The organism is Aliibacillus thermotolerans (genome assembly GCF_027853235.1).
GTDB classification, from domain to species: Bacteria; Bacillota; Bacilli; order Bacillales; family Marinococcaceae; genus Aliibacillus; species Aliibacillus thermotolerans.
In genome coordinates this window covers 1-14,849 of record NZ_WKJG01000026.1, presented here as the reverse complement: position 1 = coordinate 14,849, position 14,849 = coordinate 1, and the positions used below count along the sequence as shown (strand labels likewise).

Sequence of the window (14,849 nt, the reverse complement as noted above, 5' to 3'; positions counted from 1 at the left end):
TGAAAAACCGGCTTTCCAAATGAAAAGCCGGTTTTTATTAGATTTTGAGTTCACCCATTCGAATCAATTCAATGACGGCTTGAGAGCGTCCCTTCACCCCTAACTTTTGCATGGCATTGGAAATATGGTTCCGAACGGTTTTCTCACTAATAAATAATTCTTGTGCTATTTCTTTCGTCGTTTTATTTTGAACGAGCAATTCAAACACTTCCCGCTCGCGTTTCGTTAAGAGCGTCCGACGATTCCTATCTATATCCCTCAATCGCTTCACCCTTTCTCGACAAGGCTGTCCCCGCTAGTCGGTCGAGAAGGAAAAATATAGTCATCCTCATATTATGCGGGATAGATAGGGTTCGTGCTGTTCGTTATGTGATTTTGCTCTTATTGATTTCTTCTTCAAATCTCTTTCTTATTTTACCATCCCAAGGGACAGCAGTACCATCTTTTTTCGATATTTGTACAACTGCCCCCCGACCAACAATGCACGGTTCTTCGCTTTCATTTTCAATCAAATAGTGTAAATCCACGGAGCTGTTTCCGAATGATACTAGCTTAATATATACAGTTAACCGTTCATTAAAAAATACTTGTCGAATGAAATCACACTGCAAATCTGCCACCACAAATCCTTTGTCAGAAGTAGGATTTTCCCATTCCGTGAAACCTAATGACCGGAAATAATCAAGTCTCACTTCTTCAAAATAAATAAACGGTTTCGTATTGTTGAGATGAGCGTAAGCATCCGTTTCTGAAAAACGTACTTTGATCGGGATGGAAAAATAAAAATCTTTTCGCCATTCTTCAAAATCGGTAATGTATGAAACATGTTTCACAGCCTTCTCCCCCTATCATCATCTTTTTTAAATACGTACAATTTTATTTAAACGCTTACATATTTTTCTATTATAAAGAGAATGATGCGAGATCGCAATCAAACTGGAATAATCGAGTAGGAGGAGGTGATGAACCTCCGTCCTCTCACACCACCGTACGTACGGTTCGCGTATACGGCGGTTCAATTAAGATGGGTAACGCAAGACTTCCTTCCGTGAATAGCTTATCTTCTTATGCCAGTAGTCACTCCACCCTCCAAGAGGTCTTCCACGGAATTCACCGTTTCCTTCCTCAAGTGAGGTACTACGTTTTCTGTGTTCATCATGACTGACTGAATAGAAAGGGCTATTCTCTCTTCATTGTTCCGTCCTTCCAAACCGTTCTAGACCGATTTGTACTATGACCTCTGATGGTTCAGCTACTCCTCATGAAGTAGGTTATGAAGGGTACTTCACGTATCCATCAGACCTCCCTGGGTAAGGATGTCATCTTTCCTTCCATCTATCCGCTTCATTTACTCTGTATCACCTTTGGCAGAAAGGACTTTGTTGTGTCTTGCAAATTCATCCAATGATACCTAGCCTTGTATGAAGTTCGTGTTCCTCGAGACCTAGTTTCGCGCCCGCTTCCTTCAGATTCCGCGTCACCACGGACACCCTTGCGTTAAGCTAACCACTACTTCTGCCTTCGTGACTCTCACCCTATAGATTACACCCATGCCAGGCGCACAAGAAAGGAACTGGCTGAGTGCCAGTTCCTTTGTCATTATATTTTGTCGCTACCGAAGAAGTTTTTGAAAGATTGGATTGCTGTATCACGGTTTAAGGCAGCAATGGATGTCGTTAGTGGGATTCCTTTTGGACAAGACTGCACACAGTTTTGCGAGTTACCGCAGTCCGCAAGTCCTCCGTCTCCCATAATCGTCTCTAAACGCTCTGCTTTGTTCATTTCTCCTGTTGGATGGGCATTAAAGAGACGCACTTGAGAAAGTGGTGCCGGACCGATGAAATCGTTTTTGTCATTCACGTTTGGACACGCTTCTAAACAAACACCGCACGTCATACATTTGGACAGTTCGTACGCCCATTGTCGCTTCGTTTCTGCCATCCGTGGTCCTGGCCCAAGATCGTACGTACCGTCAATTGGAATCCAAGCTTTGACGCGTTTCAATGCGTCAAACATCCGGCTGCGATCAATCAATAAGTCACGAACGACCGGAAATGTTTTCATCGGTTCTAAGCGAATCGGTTGTTCCAATTGGTCCACAAGCGCCGTACAAGATTGACGTGCTTTGCCGTTAATGACCATGGAACAAGCACCGCACACTTCTTCTAGACAGTTCATATCCCAAACGACTGGAGTTGTTTTTTCTCCTTTTGCGTTCACTGGATTACGACGGATTTCCATCAAAGCGGAAATGACGTTCATATTCGGACGATAATCGACAAGAAATTCTTCTTGATACGGCTGGCTTTCTGGATCATCTTGACGGGTTATAATAAAACGGACTTTTTTATTTTCACTCATTAGTTACCAGCTCCTTGTTTAGTCCCTTTCTTCGCTTGCGAGTAATCTCGTTTCCGCGGTTTAATGAGCGAAATATCGACATCTTCGTATTCGAAGTCAGGGCCATTCTTTCCTGGGTTATATTTCGCTTTTGTTGTTTTTAAGAAATCTTCGTCATTACGTTCCGGGAATTCCGGCTTGTAGTGAGCTCCCCGGCTCTCATCACGGTGATAGGCACCAAGGGTAATCACACGTGCCAATTGAAGCATTCCTTTCAGTTGACGCGTAAAAGATGCCGCTTGGTTACTCCACTTGGAAGTATCCACCATGTTAATGTTTTCCCAACGTTCCATCAGTTCTTGAATTTTTTCGTCCGTTTCAAGTAGCTTTTTATTATATCGTACAACCGTCACGTTATCTGTCATCCACTCACCAAGTTCTTTATGAAGAACATAGGCGTTTTCTTTTCCGTCCATGTTGATAATATGATCATATTCTTCTTGTGCTTTCTTTAACTCACTATCATAGATGGTGGAAGACAAGTCTTCCGCAGACTTATCAAGACCGTTAATGTACTCAACCGCATTTGGTCCGGCCACCATTCCACCGTAAATTGCAGAAAGAAGAGAGTTTGCACCAAGTCTGTTCGCACCGTGTTGTGAGTAATCACATTCTCCAGCTGCAAAAAGTCCTGGAATATTCGTCATTTGATCGTAATCAACCCACATGCCGCCCATGGAATAGTGAACAGCAGGGAAGATTTTCATCGGTACTTTCCGTGGGTCGTCGCCCATAAATTTCTCATAAATTTCCATAATTCCACCAAGTTTAATGTCTAGTTCTTTTGGATCTTTATGAGAAAGATCTAAATATACCATATTTTCGCCGTTAATACCTAGTTTTTGCTCTACGCACACGTCAAAGATTTCCCGAGTGGCGATGTCCCGAGGTACGAGGTTTCCATAAGCCGGATATTTTTCTTCAAGGAAATACCAAGGTTTTCCATCTTTATACGTCCAAACTCGTCCACCTTCTCCCCGAGCAGATTCACTCATGAGACGAAGTTTGTCGTCTCCCGGGATGGCAGTCGGGTGGATTTGAATAAATTCTCCGTTTGCATAATATACGCCTTGCTCGTAAAGTCTTGCAGCAGCAAAACCAGTATTGATAACAGAGTTGGTAGATTTTCCAAAGATGATTCCCGGTCCGCCAGTTGCCATGATAACAGCATCGGCACGGAAGCTTCGGATTTCCATGCTGCGTAAGTTTTGTGCCGTAATTCCACGACAACGTCCTTCTTCATCAATGACAGCAGAAGTAAATTCCCAACCTTCGTACTTATTCACAAGTCCTGCTACTTCATGACGACGAACTTGTTCATCTAACGCATATAGTAACTGTTGTCCGGTTGTCGCCCCGGCAAAAGCGGTACGATGGTGTTGTGTACCACCAAAGCGACGAAAGTCAAGAAGTCCTTCCGGCGTACGGTTAAACATGACTCCCATGCGATCGAGTAAGTTGATAATACCAGGAGCCGCTTCACACATTGCTTTTACCGGTGGTTGGTTCGCCAAGAAGTCCCCACCGTAAATGGTATCGTCAAAGTGCTCCCACGGGGAGTCGCCTTCCCCTTTTGTATTTACCGCACCGTTAATTCCACCTTGGGCACAAACTGAGTGCGACCTTTTTACCGGTACGAGGGAAAAGAGGTCTACTTGTACCCCTGCTTCCGCTGCTTTAATAGTCGCCATTAGACCTGCTAGTCCACCGCCGACAACGATAATTTTACTATTACTCATGGTAAGACCCACTCCTTATAAAGTTGGATAAGTCAAGTTACGCGATGAAAGCAAAGAGTGCTCTCATACCAATGACAGATAAAATGATAAAGATACCGACTGTAACGTACGTCATAATATGCTGTGAACGAGGACTTACAGTAATTCCCCAAGAAACGAAGAATGACCACAGTCCATTTGAAAAATGGAACGTTGCTGACAATACCCCGATGATATAAAAGATCAACATAAATGGACTACTCAGTATATCTGCCATCATATCATAGTTTACCTCTGCACCGAAAGCAGCTTGAATTCTCGTTTCCCATACGTGCCAAGCAATAAAAATAACTAAGATAACTCCAGTGATTCGTTGCCACAAAAACATATGGTTACGGAAAAAGCCGTATCTGCGCGTATTGTTTTTCGCTTGAAATACGATAAACAACCCATAAATTGCGTGAAATAAAATAGGAATATAAATAACGACAAATTCCAAAATAATTCGAAACGGTAAGTTTTCCATAAACCCTGCAGCCGCATTAAATGCTTCCGGCCCTCTCGTCGCAAAATGGTTCACGATAAGATGCTGAACGAGAAATATTCCCACAGGAATGACCCCTAATAGGGAATGCAGTCTACGATTCATAAATTCACGGTTTTCAGCCATGCCTATGTTTTCCCCCTAATTAAGTTTTTTCGTTCAAACAACTACCTACTTCAATGGATTTTTTGAAAAATTGCTTCGATGAAACAACCTCCCTGTTTCCTTCCAAAGACAAGAGGGAAGATCCATTCTCATGTAAACTATTCCAAAAGAAAAACAGTCCTATACATATCCTTGGAGACTGCTTTATTTTTGATCTTCAAATATGTACAATATAACCCTCATGTCTTTGAATATGCATTTTTTCTATTGTTTCTTTCCTATCTGTGGATGGATAAGAAATGAAATGCAGGAAAGAGTCAGGAAAGACTCATTAGTCTGACAAATAGACGATATTCTCTTTCCTTTTCATCAATCCGACAAATTTATTGTACTCTCAGTTTGTTCGGTCGTCAAGAAACTGTCACTGTCTTTTTTACCGATTATCCAATAATAATCCGTTCTGTTGGATATTTATAATATGATTTTGTTTCTTTTCTTTTCACTGAAAATAAAAATACGACGATTCCTACTCTTCCAATAAACATTAAAACCATTAAGGTGATTTGACTGCTTGTTGAAAAGGAAGATGTCGGCACAATCGTTAATCCACACGTTCCAAAAGCCGAACTTGTCACGAAAATAATATCGATAAGATCGACATACGGATTGTTTCCTTCAAAGAAGCTAATCATTAAAATTGCGACAAATAAAACAAACATAAAGAAAGAGAGAACAACGAACGTTCTTTGTTTATCTTCCGGATGTATTTCTCTCCCGAAAACCTTGACGTCACTTTTCCCAAGCGCAAAACTTTTAATCGTTAAAAACATGACTGCAAAGGTCGTCGTTCGAATTCCTCCTCCTACACTGGAAGGACTGGCACCGATGATCATTAAAAAAGATAAAAAAAGTAACGTCGGCAAGGCGTAGACAGAAATATCCATTGTCGCAAGGCCGGCGCTGCGGGCGGTTGCAGAATTAAATAGAGAGTAAAACAACTGTTCATGCCACGTTAACTCCGCATAAAAAAGATCGTGTTCAAACAACCAAATACCGAAAGCACCAATACCAAATAAAAGAAAATATGTTGTCACGGTTACTTTCGTAAACAAACTGAAACGGTACGACTTTTTCCTTTTGATGCTTTGAACATATTCTTTTATTTCCATCAAAACGGGAAATCCAATCGCCCCTGCAAAAATAAGAGTAATGACAACGATTTGTACGAAATAGTCATCGACGAAAGGAATAAAAGATTGTCCTGTCACATCGAAGCCGGAGTTTGTAAAAGCACTCAAAGCACCAAATGCCCCTTGATAATAAGCTTCCCAGACACTGTCAAAATATTGAAGGTAATGAGTTCCAAGAATAAGAGCACCGATTGTTTCAATAGATAAAGCGAGCAATAAAATTCCGCGCATTAATTTGACCATACCGGAAAAATTGTATTGATTTTGATCGACCATAATTAAGAGGCGTTGAGATAAATTAATTTTTCGTCGCAACAACAACCAAATGAATGTTCCCAATGTCATAATGCCAATGCCGCCAACTTGCATCGCCAAAGCTAAAATAATCACCCCAGTGAGACTTAATGTTTGAGAAACATCAAAGACAGTCAGACCTGTGACACTCACGGCAGAAACGGAAGTAAATAACGCCTCCATGTATGTTAAACGAATGCCTTCATTCTGAGAGACAGGTAACCAGATTAGAATGCTAAATATGAAAATAGATACAATATATGCTGCGATGATGATACGAAAAGGAGTCATCACTGCTGCGATTTTCCTTCTGATCATCTCCTTTACCTCCTCTCAATTCTGACTTAGTATATCATGTCTCTATTTTGAAAACTACATCACCGAAAAGATGGTTTATTAGGTATAATGAGAACGGGATTGAAAGGAGGGAGACGATGGAGTTAAAGGAAAAGTTTGGAATACAGCTTTTACGTACCGTACTACTCCCTGAGTTATTGGGAAAAGAAGAATCCGATTTGCTTTATTGGGGAGGAAAAGTCATTGCCCGACAGTATCCAGCGGATTCCTTAGAAGATATTCTTCTCTTTTTTAAAAAAGCAGATTGGGGAGAACTACATATTGTAAAGAAAAAAAAGAGAGAGATTCACTTTCAAATGAAACAGCAGTCTCCACCGCTTGACTATCATTTAGAAGCCGGTTATCTTGCTGAACAAATAGAAAGATTAGAAGGGAAAGCGGCAGAGACGTATATTCATAAAAAGGCAAAACATATTTCTTTCATTGTACAATGGGATACATAATTAATCTTCTTCTTGGAGACGCGAAAGCAACTCTTTCGACACAGAAGCGGGGATAGATAACTTTCGTAATTCTTCCTCCGAAGCTTCTTTGATTTTATGGACGGAACCGAAATGACGGAGGAGGAGTTTTTTTCTTTTTTCTCCAATTCCCGGGACTTCGTCTAATATAGACGCAAATGCTGATTTTTTCCGACGCGTCCGGTGAAATGTAATAGCAAAACGATGGACTTCATCTTGAATTCGTTGAATTAAATAGAACGCATTGCTATTTCGTTTTAAATGAACGGCTTTCGCTTCTTCTCCAATGATCAAATGAGAAGTACGATGTTTTTCGTCTTTGACAATCCCTGCGACAGGAATGGATAATCCAAGTTCATCTTCTAAGACGCTTTTTGCGACATTCAGCTGTCCCTTCCCACCATCGACCAAAATTAAGTCAGGAAGTGGTAATTTTTCTTTAAGGAGACGAAGGTATCGACGGCGAATGACTTCTTCCATTGTTTTATAATCATCTACGCCAGAAACGGTATTTATTTTATATTTGCGATATTCACTTTTCTCTGGTTTTCCGTCAAGAAAAGTCACCATTACAGAGACTGGATTCGTCCCTTGAATGTTAGAGTTATCAAAAGCTTCAATGCGATGTGGAACATCAATCTTTAATATTTTCCCAAGTTCTTCTACGGCTTGCACCGTACGCTCTTCGTCCCGCTCAATTAAGAAAAACCGTTCTCGCAATGATTGCTTAGCATTTTTTTCCGCTAATTCAATCCATTCTTTTTTTCGCCCCCTTTTCGGTTGGGTCACTGCCATTCCGAGCAAATGGGACGCCATTTCCGTATCGATATGAGAAGGAATAATTACTTCTTTTGGTTTCATATGGGCTTCAGAACTATAAAATTGACCTAAAAAAGTGAGAAAGTCTTCTTCCGGGTCTCGGTAAAATGGAAAAATGGAGACATCTCTTTCGATTAGTTTTCCTTGTCGAATAAAAAATACTTGAACACACATCCATCCTTTATCGAACGTATATCCAAACACATCCCGACTCACTTGATCATTGACCATCATCTGCTGTTTTTCCATCACTGCATCGATATTCATGATAATATCACGGTACTCTTTGGCTCGCTCAAAATCTAATTCCTCGGCAGCCGCTTCCATTTTTTTCTCAAGTTCTTTTTTTACTTCGTGATGTCCGTTATTTAAAAAACGATGAATTTGTTGCACAAGCTCTTGGTTTTGTTCCTCTGACACTTCGAATTCGCAAGGAGCAAGACATTGACCAATATGATAATAAAGGCACACCCGTTTCGGTAACGTACGACATTTCCGTAAAGGATATAAACGATCTAGTAATTTTTTCGTTTCATTGGCTGCACTGGCATTCGGATACGGACCGAAATATTTTGCCCCATCCTTTTTTACTTTTCGAGTAATCACTAAACGAGGGTGGGTTTCTTTTGTAATTTTTAAGTACGGATACGACTTATCATCTTTCAATAAAACGTTATATTTCGGCTCATGCTTTTTAATTAAATTCATTTCTAAAATTAACGCTTCTAATTCAGAGGAAGTAATGACATATTCGAAATCCGCTATTTCATTCACGAGTCGTTGCGTTTTTCCATCGTGGCTTCCGGTAAAATAAGACCGCACCCTATTCTTTAAAATTTTCGCTTTTCCAACGTAAATAACCGTTCCATGCTTATCTTTCATTAAGTAACAACCCGGTTGTTCCGGAAGTGTTGGAAGTTTTTCTTTCACATTTCCCACGAAATTCACCACCTTTCCTCTCCGTTTCGTTAAACAGACGAAAAACTGCTGAGACTATCAGCAGTTTTTCCGTGTTCATTACATGTGTTTGTTTAGAAGTTCAATCAACTGTTCTTTTGGTTGGAATCCTACTACTTGATCAACGACTTCACCATCTTTAAACACGAGTAAAGTTGGAATACTCATGACCCCGTATTTTCCTGCTGTTTCTTGGTTCTCATCGACGTCAATCTTCGCTATTTTCACTTTTCCACCTAATTCTTGATCCACTTCTTCCAACACAGGCGCAATCATTTTACAAGGTCCACACCATGGAGCCCAAAAGTCAGCTAGCACTACTCCTTCCGACGTTTCACTCGCAAAATTTTGATCAGTTACATTTACAATCGCCATGGAAATCCTCCTTATTGAGTGATATAAATATTTTCCATATATGCATTATAGCACTCACTTTTGTAACTAGCGAATAAGATGCTTCTTTTGCGTTAATGTACCCTTTCTTTGAAGAATTAAATCACGCTGCTTTACGTTCATTCACATGAAGCATGGCTTGGAGAAATGTAACTATCTCCGAATGCCTGAAGGTAAATTGTTCTATTCACCCGGAATCAGTGACATAAAAATCTCTAACAACATCATCGATTCAAATGACATTGTTAGAGATGGATGGAAGGGATTTTACCATCCCTTCGCGTCTTTATGCTAACTCTTTTTTAAATGCTTCTGTTAATTTTGGTACCACGTCGAATAAATCGCCAACGATGCCATAGTCGGCTACATCAAAAATTGGTGCTTCCGGATCTTTATTGATTGCCACAATCACTTTCGAGTTGGACATTCCCGCTAAGTGTTGGATCGCCCCGGAAATACCGCAAGCAATGTATAAATCCGGCGTCACCACTTTTCCTGTCTGCCCAATTTGCATGGAATAGTCACAATATCCCGCATCACAAGCTCCGCGCGATGCTCCAACAGCTGCTCCTAACACTTCTGCGAGTTCTTCCAACGTCTTAAAGCCTTCCGCGCTTTTCACACCCCGGCCACCGGAGACGATAATGCTTGCTTCTGCCAAATCGATGCCACCAGAGGTCTTTTTCACGACTTCTTTGACAATGGTGCGAAGATCTTTGATGTCTACGTCTACCGTTGTAATATCTCCGGTGCGTGCCGTGTCTTCTTCTAATGGCGCAATATTGTTTGGACGAATCGTCGCAAATACAAGTCCTTCTTCGATTTGTTTTTTCTCAAAAGCTTTCCCGGAATAAATCGGACGTGTGAAGACAACATCGTCTCCATTCACTTCTACATCTACCGCATCGGAGATTAACCCAGCACCTAATTTCGTCGCAATGCGAGGAGCGATATCTTTTCCGGAAGATGTATGTCCAATCATGATCCCTTCTGGTTTTTCAGATTCTACCACTTGCAAAAATGCTTGTGTATACGCGTCAGTGGTAAATTGTTTTAATTCGTCGTTTTCAGCCACAAGCACGCGGTCTGCGCCAGAATGAATCATTTTTTCCGCATGACTGCTTGCATTTTCGCCAAAGAGGACACCAACGACTTCTCCGCCATTTGCTACTTGACTTGCGGCTGCAATTGCTTCAAACGTGACATTTCTTAGCTCTCCACCTTTGAGTTCTCCTAATACGAGTACTTTTTTCGCCATCGTTTTTCCCTCCACATTATATGACTTTTGCTTCGTTTTTGAGTAAGCTGACAAGTTCGTTCACTTGCTCATCGATTTCTCCTTCTAAGACTTTTCCGGCACCTTTTTCCGGTGGTAAATACTTGTCTAACGTCTTCGTTTTTGCGGCAATCTCCTCTTCGTCCAAGTCTAAATCATCAATATCCAACGTGTCTAACGGTTTCTTTTTCGCTTTCATAATTCCTGGTAGCGAAGGATAACGTGGTTCGTTCAAACCTTGTTGACACGTCACAAGAAGTGGAAGCGATGTTTCAATCTTTTCCACATCTCCTTCGACATCTCGTTCAATCTCCACTTTCTCACCATCTACTTGAATGCCGGTGATCGTTGTCACTTGATTGATGCCAAGTCCTTCCGCGACGCGTGGGGCCACTTGACCGGCACCGTCATCGACAGCGACGTTTCCACCGAGAATGATGTCATAGTCTTGCTCTTTTAAGTAAGCTGTTAACGCTTCTGCGACAGTAAAATGATCGATTTCTTCGTCGAAGTCTTCCATATCAATCAATACCGCTTTATCGGCACCCATCGCAAGGGCTGTGCGCAACTCTTTTTCTGCTTCTTCATCCCCCACAGTGACGACGGTTACTTCGCCTCCATGTTCATCGCGAAGAACAATGGCTTCTTCAATGGCGTACTCATCGTACGGGTTTATAATGAATTCTGCTCCTTCTTCATCGACGACACCGTCATTAATCACAATTTTTTCTTCCGTATCAAACGTTCTTTTCATCAAGACAAAAATGTTCATTGGCTGATTTCCCTCCTATAAGTTCTAAGTCACTTATATGTACCTACACCAAATCGATAAGGTGTATGGTCACTTTTATTTATCTTGAAAGTTTGGTTTCCGTTTTTCAATAAAAGCTTGAATCCCTTCTTTTCCATCGTGAGAGTCGTACGCCTTACCAAATAGTTCGGCTTCTTTCTTCGATCCATCCTGAAAAGTTGGCCGTTCGCTATATGTGAGTAATTCCATCACCATTTCGATTGTCACCTTACTTTTTTCGACCACTTTCTCCGCTAAGCGCATCGCTGTGGAAAAAACATCTTCCGCTTCACAAGCAATGTTCACAAGTCCAATTTTTTCTGCCTCTTCACCCGTCATAGGCTCACCGGTAAGCATCATTTCAGCGGCTTTTGCTTTTCCGACAAGATCGGGTAGTCGTTGGCTTCCGGCAAATCCGGGGATAATTCCAAGGGTTAATTCCGGAAGACCGAGTTTCGCATCTTTGGCAGCCACTCTCAAGTGACAAGCCATGGCCAGTTCCAAACCACCTCCAAGGGCAGCGCCATGGATAGCAGCAATGACTGGTTTTTTCATCCCTTCAATGCGTTTAAATAATGTTTGTCCAGTGTACGCCATCCGGCTAAATTCCTGCCCATCTTTCACTTCTAAAAATTCTTTAATATCAGCACCGGCTGCGAAAAATCGACCTTCTCCATGCAAAATGATCGCTTTTAGTGAATCATCTGCATTCACTGTGTCAATAGCTTCCGATAACTCTTCCAGTACGGCTGTTGAAATGGCATTTGCTGGTGGTCGGTTTAATCGCAGGATACCAATTGGACCTTCTTTTTGAATCGAAAAAAAATCCATACACAACGACTTCCTTTCTTATGCTTCCTCTCTTCCCTTCGCACCAAAACCATAGAGCAACATTTCATAGACGGAATCGGTAAATGACTCCAAATCATATTTACAATCTTTCATCACCCAATTTGTAACTACTTCATCGAGCGTACCAAATAACATTTGCCGGGCCAGCTTTTCGTTTAATTCAGGAAAAAACACTTTTTTATTGATTCCTTCAATAATTAAATCTTCCATGAGGGTTAAATAATCTTTCAGCACCTCATTAATCCGATAGCGAAGTTTACTACTAGACTGCCGTAACTCGAGTTGAGTAACAATGGCTAAATCGGTATTTGCAGCAAGTTGTTTGAAATGCATTTCAACAATCGCTCTTAGCTTTTCCTCGAGGGAATCCGACTCGCTCATTCGTTGTTTTGTTTTTTCGACAAAAGCACTCATTTTTTCTTCAAATAAAGAAATTAAAATATCTTCTTTATTGTTGAAATATAGATAAATCGTTCCATCGGCCACGCCTGCTTCTTTGGCGATTTTGGACACTTGTGCATTGTGAAAACCATTGGCGGCAATGACGCGCACAGCCGCTTCAATAATTTGTTCATATTTTGGCCCTTTTCGCTTTCCCATTTGTCAACTTCCTTCCCTCATTCACCGGTTGGCGTAAGTGAATGATTATTCAGTCGGCTTGTGATTACTATTCTAGGTAAAAATAAAATCGTTGTCAATCGCCAATTATTTTTATTTTGTTTGTTCGTATGGGAAGGAAGTTTTTTTCTTTTCTTCTTCTACTAACACTCGTTTTAAAATTTTGCCGACACTCGTTTTAGGAAGTTCTGTGCGAAATTCATATAAACGAGGGACTTTGTAAGCAGCTAAGCGACTACGACAAAACGCATTCAATTCTTCCTCGGTCACTTTCCTTTCTTTTGTAGGTACGATAAAAGCTTTCACTGTTTCACCTCGGTAAGGATCCGGCACCCCAATGACGACCGCTTCTTGCACAGCTTCGTGTTCATATAACACTTCTTCAATCTCGCGTGGATATATATTAAAACCACCGGCAATAATCATATCTTTTTTGCGATCCGCAATATAAAAATAACCATCTTCATCCATATACGCCATATCTCCGGTGAACAACCAATCGCCCTTTAAAGTGACGGCAGTCTCTTCTGGTCTGTTCCAATAACCTTTCATCACTTGAGGACCTCGTACAATCAATTCCCCGATTTCTCCTGCTTCAAGTAGCCGATCTTCTTCGGAGGAATAAATGGCAGCTTCGGTATCCGGCCATGGTATGCCGATACTTCCTTCTTTTCTTTTTCCCCAAATTAAATTACAATGCGTCACAGGAGAAGCTTCCGTTAACCCATAACCTTCCACTAGCTTTCCCCCCGTCACTTTTTCAAACTGTTGTTGGACTTCTAAAGGCAATGGAGCAGAACCACTAATACAAGCCCGGATAGAAGATAAGTCATAGTGTTTCAGTTTTTTATGGTTTAACAAGCCGACGTACATGGTTGGTGCGCCTGGGAAAATCGTAATGTTTTGTTTTTCAATCGTTTTCATTACTTCTTCCGGCTCAAACTTCGGAAGAATGATTAACTCTGCTGCATGCATGATGGACAAGTTCATTGAAACAGTCATGCCGTACACGTGGAAAAAAGGGAGAACTGCTAATATTTTCTCTTTCCCTTCATCCAGTTCATACATCCAATGCAAACATTGCGTCGTATTTGCTCCTAAATTCTCGTGTGTAAGCATCACTCCTTTCGCAACTCCGGTTGTACCACCAGTGTATTGCAGTAGAGCTATATCTTCTTCTCCGTTTATTTCGACATTTACTTCGTCTGTCCTTTTTTTACGTAACATTTTTTGAAAAGAAAAGATATGTTGGTCATCTACCTCCACATCCACTTTTATTTTCTTCTCTTTCCATTGCGTAAGCGGATACAAAACTTTTTTTGGAAAAGGGAGCGCTTCTTGAATACTAGTTACGACAATTTTTTCAAGCGATGTTTCTTTCTTCACTTTCATCACACGAGGAAATAAGTCATCTAAACAAATTATCACTTTCGCACCGGAGTCTATTAGTTGATGCTTGAGTTCTCTTTCCATGTATAAAGGATTCGTTTGAACAACAATTCCACCTGTCATTAAGACAGCATAATAACTAATGACCGTCTGGGGCAAGTTCGGAAGCATAATCGCTACCCGATCCCCTTTTTGAACGCCCATTTCCTTTAAACCATGAGAAAAAGTGACTACATCTTGCCACAGTTGTTTAAATGTCCACGTGTTCCCATAAAAATTGATGGCCCGATGATTCGGATAAGTTATCATTGTATCTTTTAAAAATAAATGCAACGCCTTTTTTTCATAAGAAATAGAATGAGGGATTTGTTTTGGATAATGATCATACCAGATGGGTTGCGTATCAACTTGCATGTGTGCTCCTCCTCTTTTTCGCACCTCTCCTTTCTTTCATCCATTCTTCTCTCTCATTCTATTGTACTGAATTATCACTCATTTTGAAATAGTATTTTAAAAGAAATCGTGAAGCAACCTCTTTTGGGAGAAGTTTAGAAGTTATTTTCCGTTGCCAAAACTCTATAAAACTCTAAAGTTTTGTTTATTTCCTGCTTCAACGTGTCCGATTTTGCCGAAGCTACTCTCGTTTGGTATAACACTCCACAGGCGTTAATTCGGGTACAACGAAC

General features: G+C 40.9%; 14 protein-coding genes. 1 reads left to right on the top strand and 13 read right to left on the bottom strand.

What is annotated here, in order from left to right:
- Window positions 1-37: 37 nt before the first annotated feature.
- The 6 genes from GJS40_RS02720 to GJS40_RS02695 form a co-directional block, all read right to left on the bottom strand.
- Window positions 38-262 carry a helix-turn-helix domain-containing protein gene (locus GJS40_RS02720; protein WP_270895960.1) on the bottom strand — a complete coding sequence of 75 codons (225 nt, stop codon included), beginning with the start codon at window positions 260-262 and terminating at the stop codon, window positions 38-40.
- A gap of 103 nt (window positions 263-365) precedes the next feature.
- Complete coding sequence (locus tag GJS40_RS02715; protein WP_270895959.1) at window positions 366-833, bottom strand: acyl-CoA thioesterase; 468 nt, start codon at window positions 831-833, stop codon at window positions 366-368.
- Between the two features lie 766 nt (window positions 834-1,599).
- On the bottom strand, window positions 1,600-2,361 hold the full coding sequence (gene sdhB / locus GJS40_RS02710) for a succinate dehydrogenase iron-sulfur subunit (protein WP_270895958.1): 762 nt from the start codon (window positions 2,359-2,361) through the stop codon (window positions 1,600-1,602).
- A complete protein-coding gene (sdhA, locus tag GJS40_RS02705) occupies window positions 2,361-4,139 on the bottom strand; it encodes a succinate dehydrogenase flavoprotein subunit (RefSeq protein ID WP_270895957.1) in 1,779 nt (592 codons plus the stop codon). Before sdhA ends, sdhB begins: the two co-directional genes overlap by 1 nt.
- Before the next feature lie 37 nt (window positions 4,140-4,176).
- A complete protein-coding gene (locus GJS40_RS02700) occupies window positions 4,177-4,788 on the bottom strand; it encodes a succinate dehydrogenase cytochrome b558 subunit (RefSeq protein WP_270895956.1) in 612 nt (203 codons plus the stop codon).
- 419 nt (window positions 4,789-5,207) lie between these two features.
- Window positions 5,208-6,569, bottom strand: a complete 1,362-nt coding sequence (locus tag GJS40_RS02695) for a TrkH family potassium uptake protein (protein ID WP_270895954.1) — start codon at window positions 6,567-6,569, stop codon at window positions 5,208-5,210.
- Window positions 6,570-6,685: 116 nt separating this feature from the next.
- Between GJS40_RS02695 and GJS40_RS02690 the strand changes: the two genes are divergently transcribed.
- Complete coding sequence (locus tag GJS40_RS02690) at window positions 6,686-7,051, top strand: DUF2507 domain-containing protein (RefSeq protein ID WP_270895953.1); 366 nt, start codon at window positions 6,686-6,688, stop codon at window positions 7,049-7,051.
- Here GJS40_RS02690 and uvrC read toward each other — a convergent pair whose 3' ends face one another.
- The 7 genes from uvrC to GJS40_RS02655 all read right to left on the bottom strand — a co-directional run bounded on the left by uvrC (window position 7,052) and on the right by GJS40_RS02655 (window position 14,577).
- Complete coding sequence (gene uvrC / locus GJS40_RS02685; RefSeq protein WP_270895952.1) at window positions 7,052-8,827, bottom strand: excinuclease ABC subunit UvrC; 1,776 nt, start codon at window positions 8,825-8,827, stop codon at window positions 7,052-7,054.
- Window positions 8,828-8,905: 78 nt separating this feature from the next.
- Window positions 8,906-9,220, bottom strand: a complete 315-nt coding sequence (trxA, locus tag GJS40_RS02680; RefSeq protein WP_270895951.1) for a thioredoxin — start codon at window positions 9,218-9,220, stop codon at window positions 8,906-8,908.
- A 304-nt stretch (window positions 9,221-9,524) separates the two neighbouring features.
- Window positions 9,525-10,496, bottom strand: coding sequence for an electron transfer flavoprotein subunit alpha/FixB family protein (locus tag GJS40_RS02675; RefSeq protein ID WP_270895950.1), 972 nt, complete (start codon window positions 10,494-10,496; stop codon window positions 9,525-9,527).
- A gap of 16 nt (window positions 10,497-10,512) precedes the next feature.
- A complete protein-coding gene (locus GJS40_RS02670; RefSeq protein WP_270895949.1) occupies window positions 10,513-11,286 on the bottom strand; it encodes an electron transfer flavoprotein subunit beta/FixA family protein in 774 nt (257 codons plus the stop codon).
- 75 nt (window positions 11,287-11,361) lie between these two features.
- Window positions 11,362-12,135 carry an enoyl-CoA hydratase gene (locus tag GJS40_RS02665; protein WP_270895948.1) on the bottom strand — a complete coding sequence of 258 codons (774 nt, stop codon included), beginning with the start codon at window positions 12,133-12,135 and terminating at the stop codon, window positions 11,362-11,364.
- 18 nt (window positions 12,136-12,153) lie between these two features.
- Window positions 12,154-12,756 carry a TetR/AcrR family transcriptional regulator gene (locus tag GJS40_RS02660; protein WP_270895947.1) on the bottom strand — a complete coding sequence of 201 codons (603 nt, stop codon included), beginning with the start codon at window positions 12,754-12,756 and terminating at the stop codon, window positions 12,154-12,156.
- A gap of 111 nt (window positions 12,757-12,867) precedes the next feature.
- Window positions 12,868-14,577 carry a long-chain-fatty-acid--CoA ligase gene (locus GJS40_RS02655; protein ID WP_270895945.1) on the bottom strand — a complete coding sequence of 570 codons (1,710 nt, stop codon included), beginning with the start codon at window positions 14,575-14,577 and terminating at the stop codon, window positions 12,868-12,870.
- Window positions 14,578-14,849: the final 272 nt, after the last annotated feature.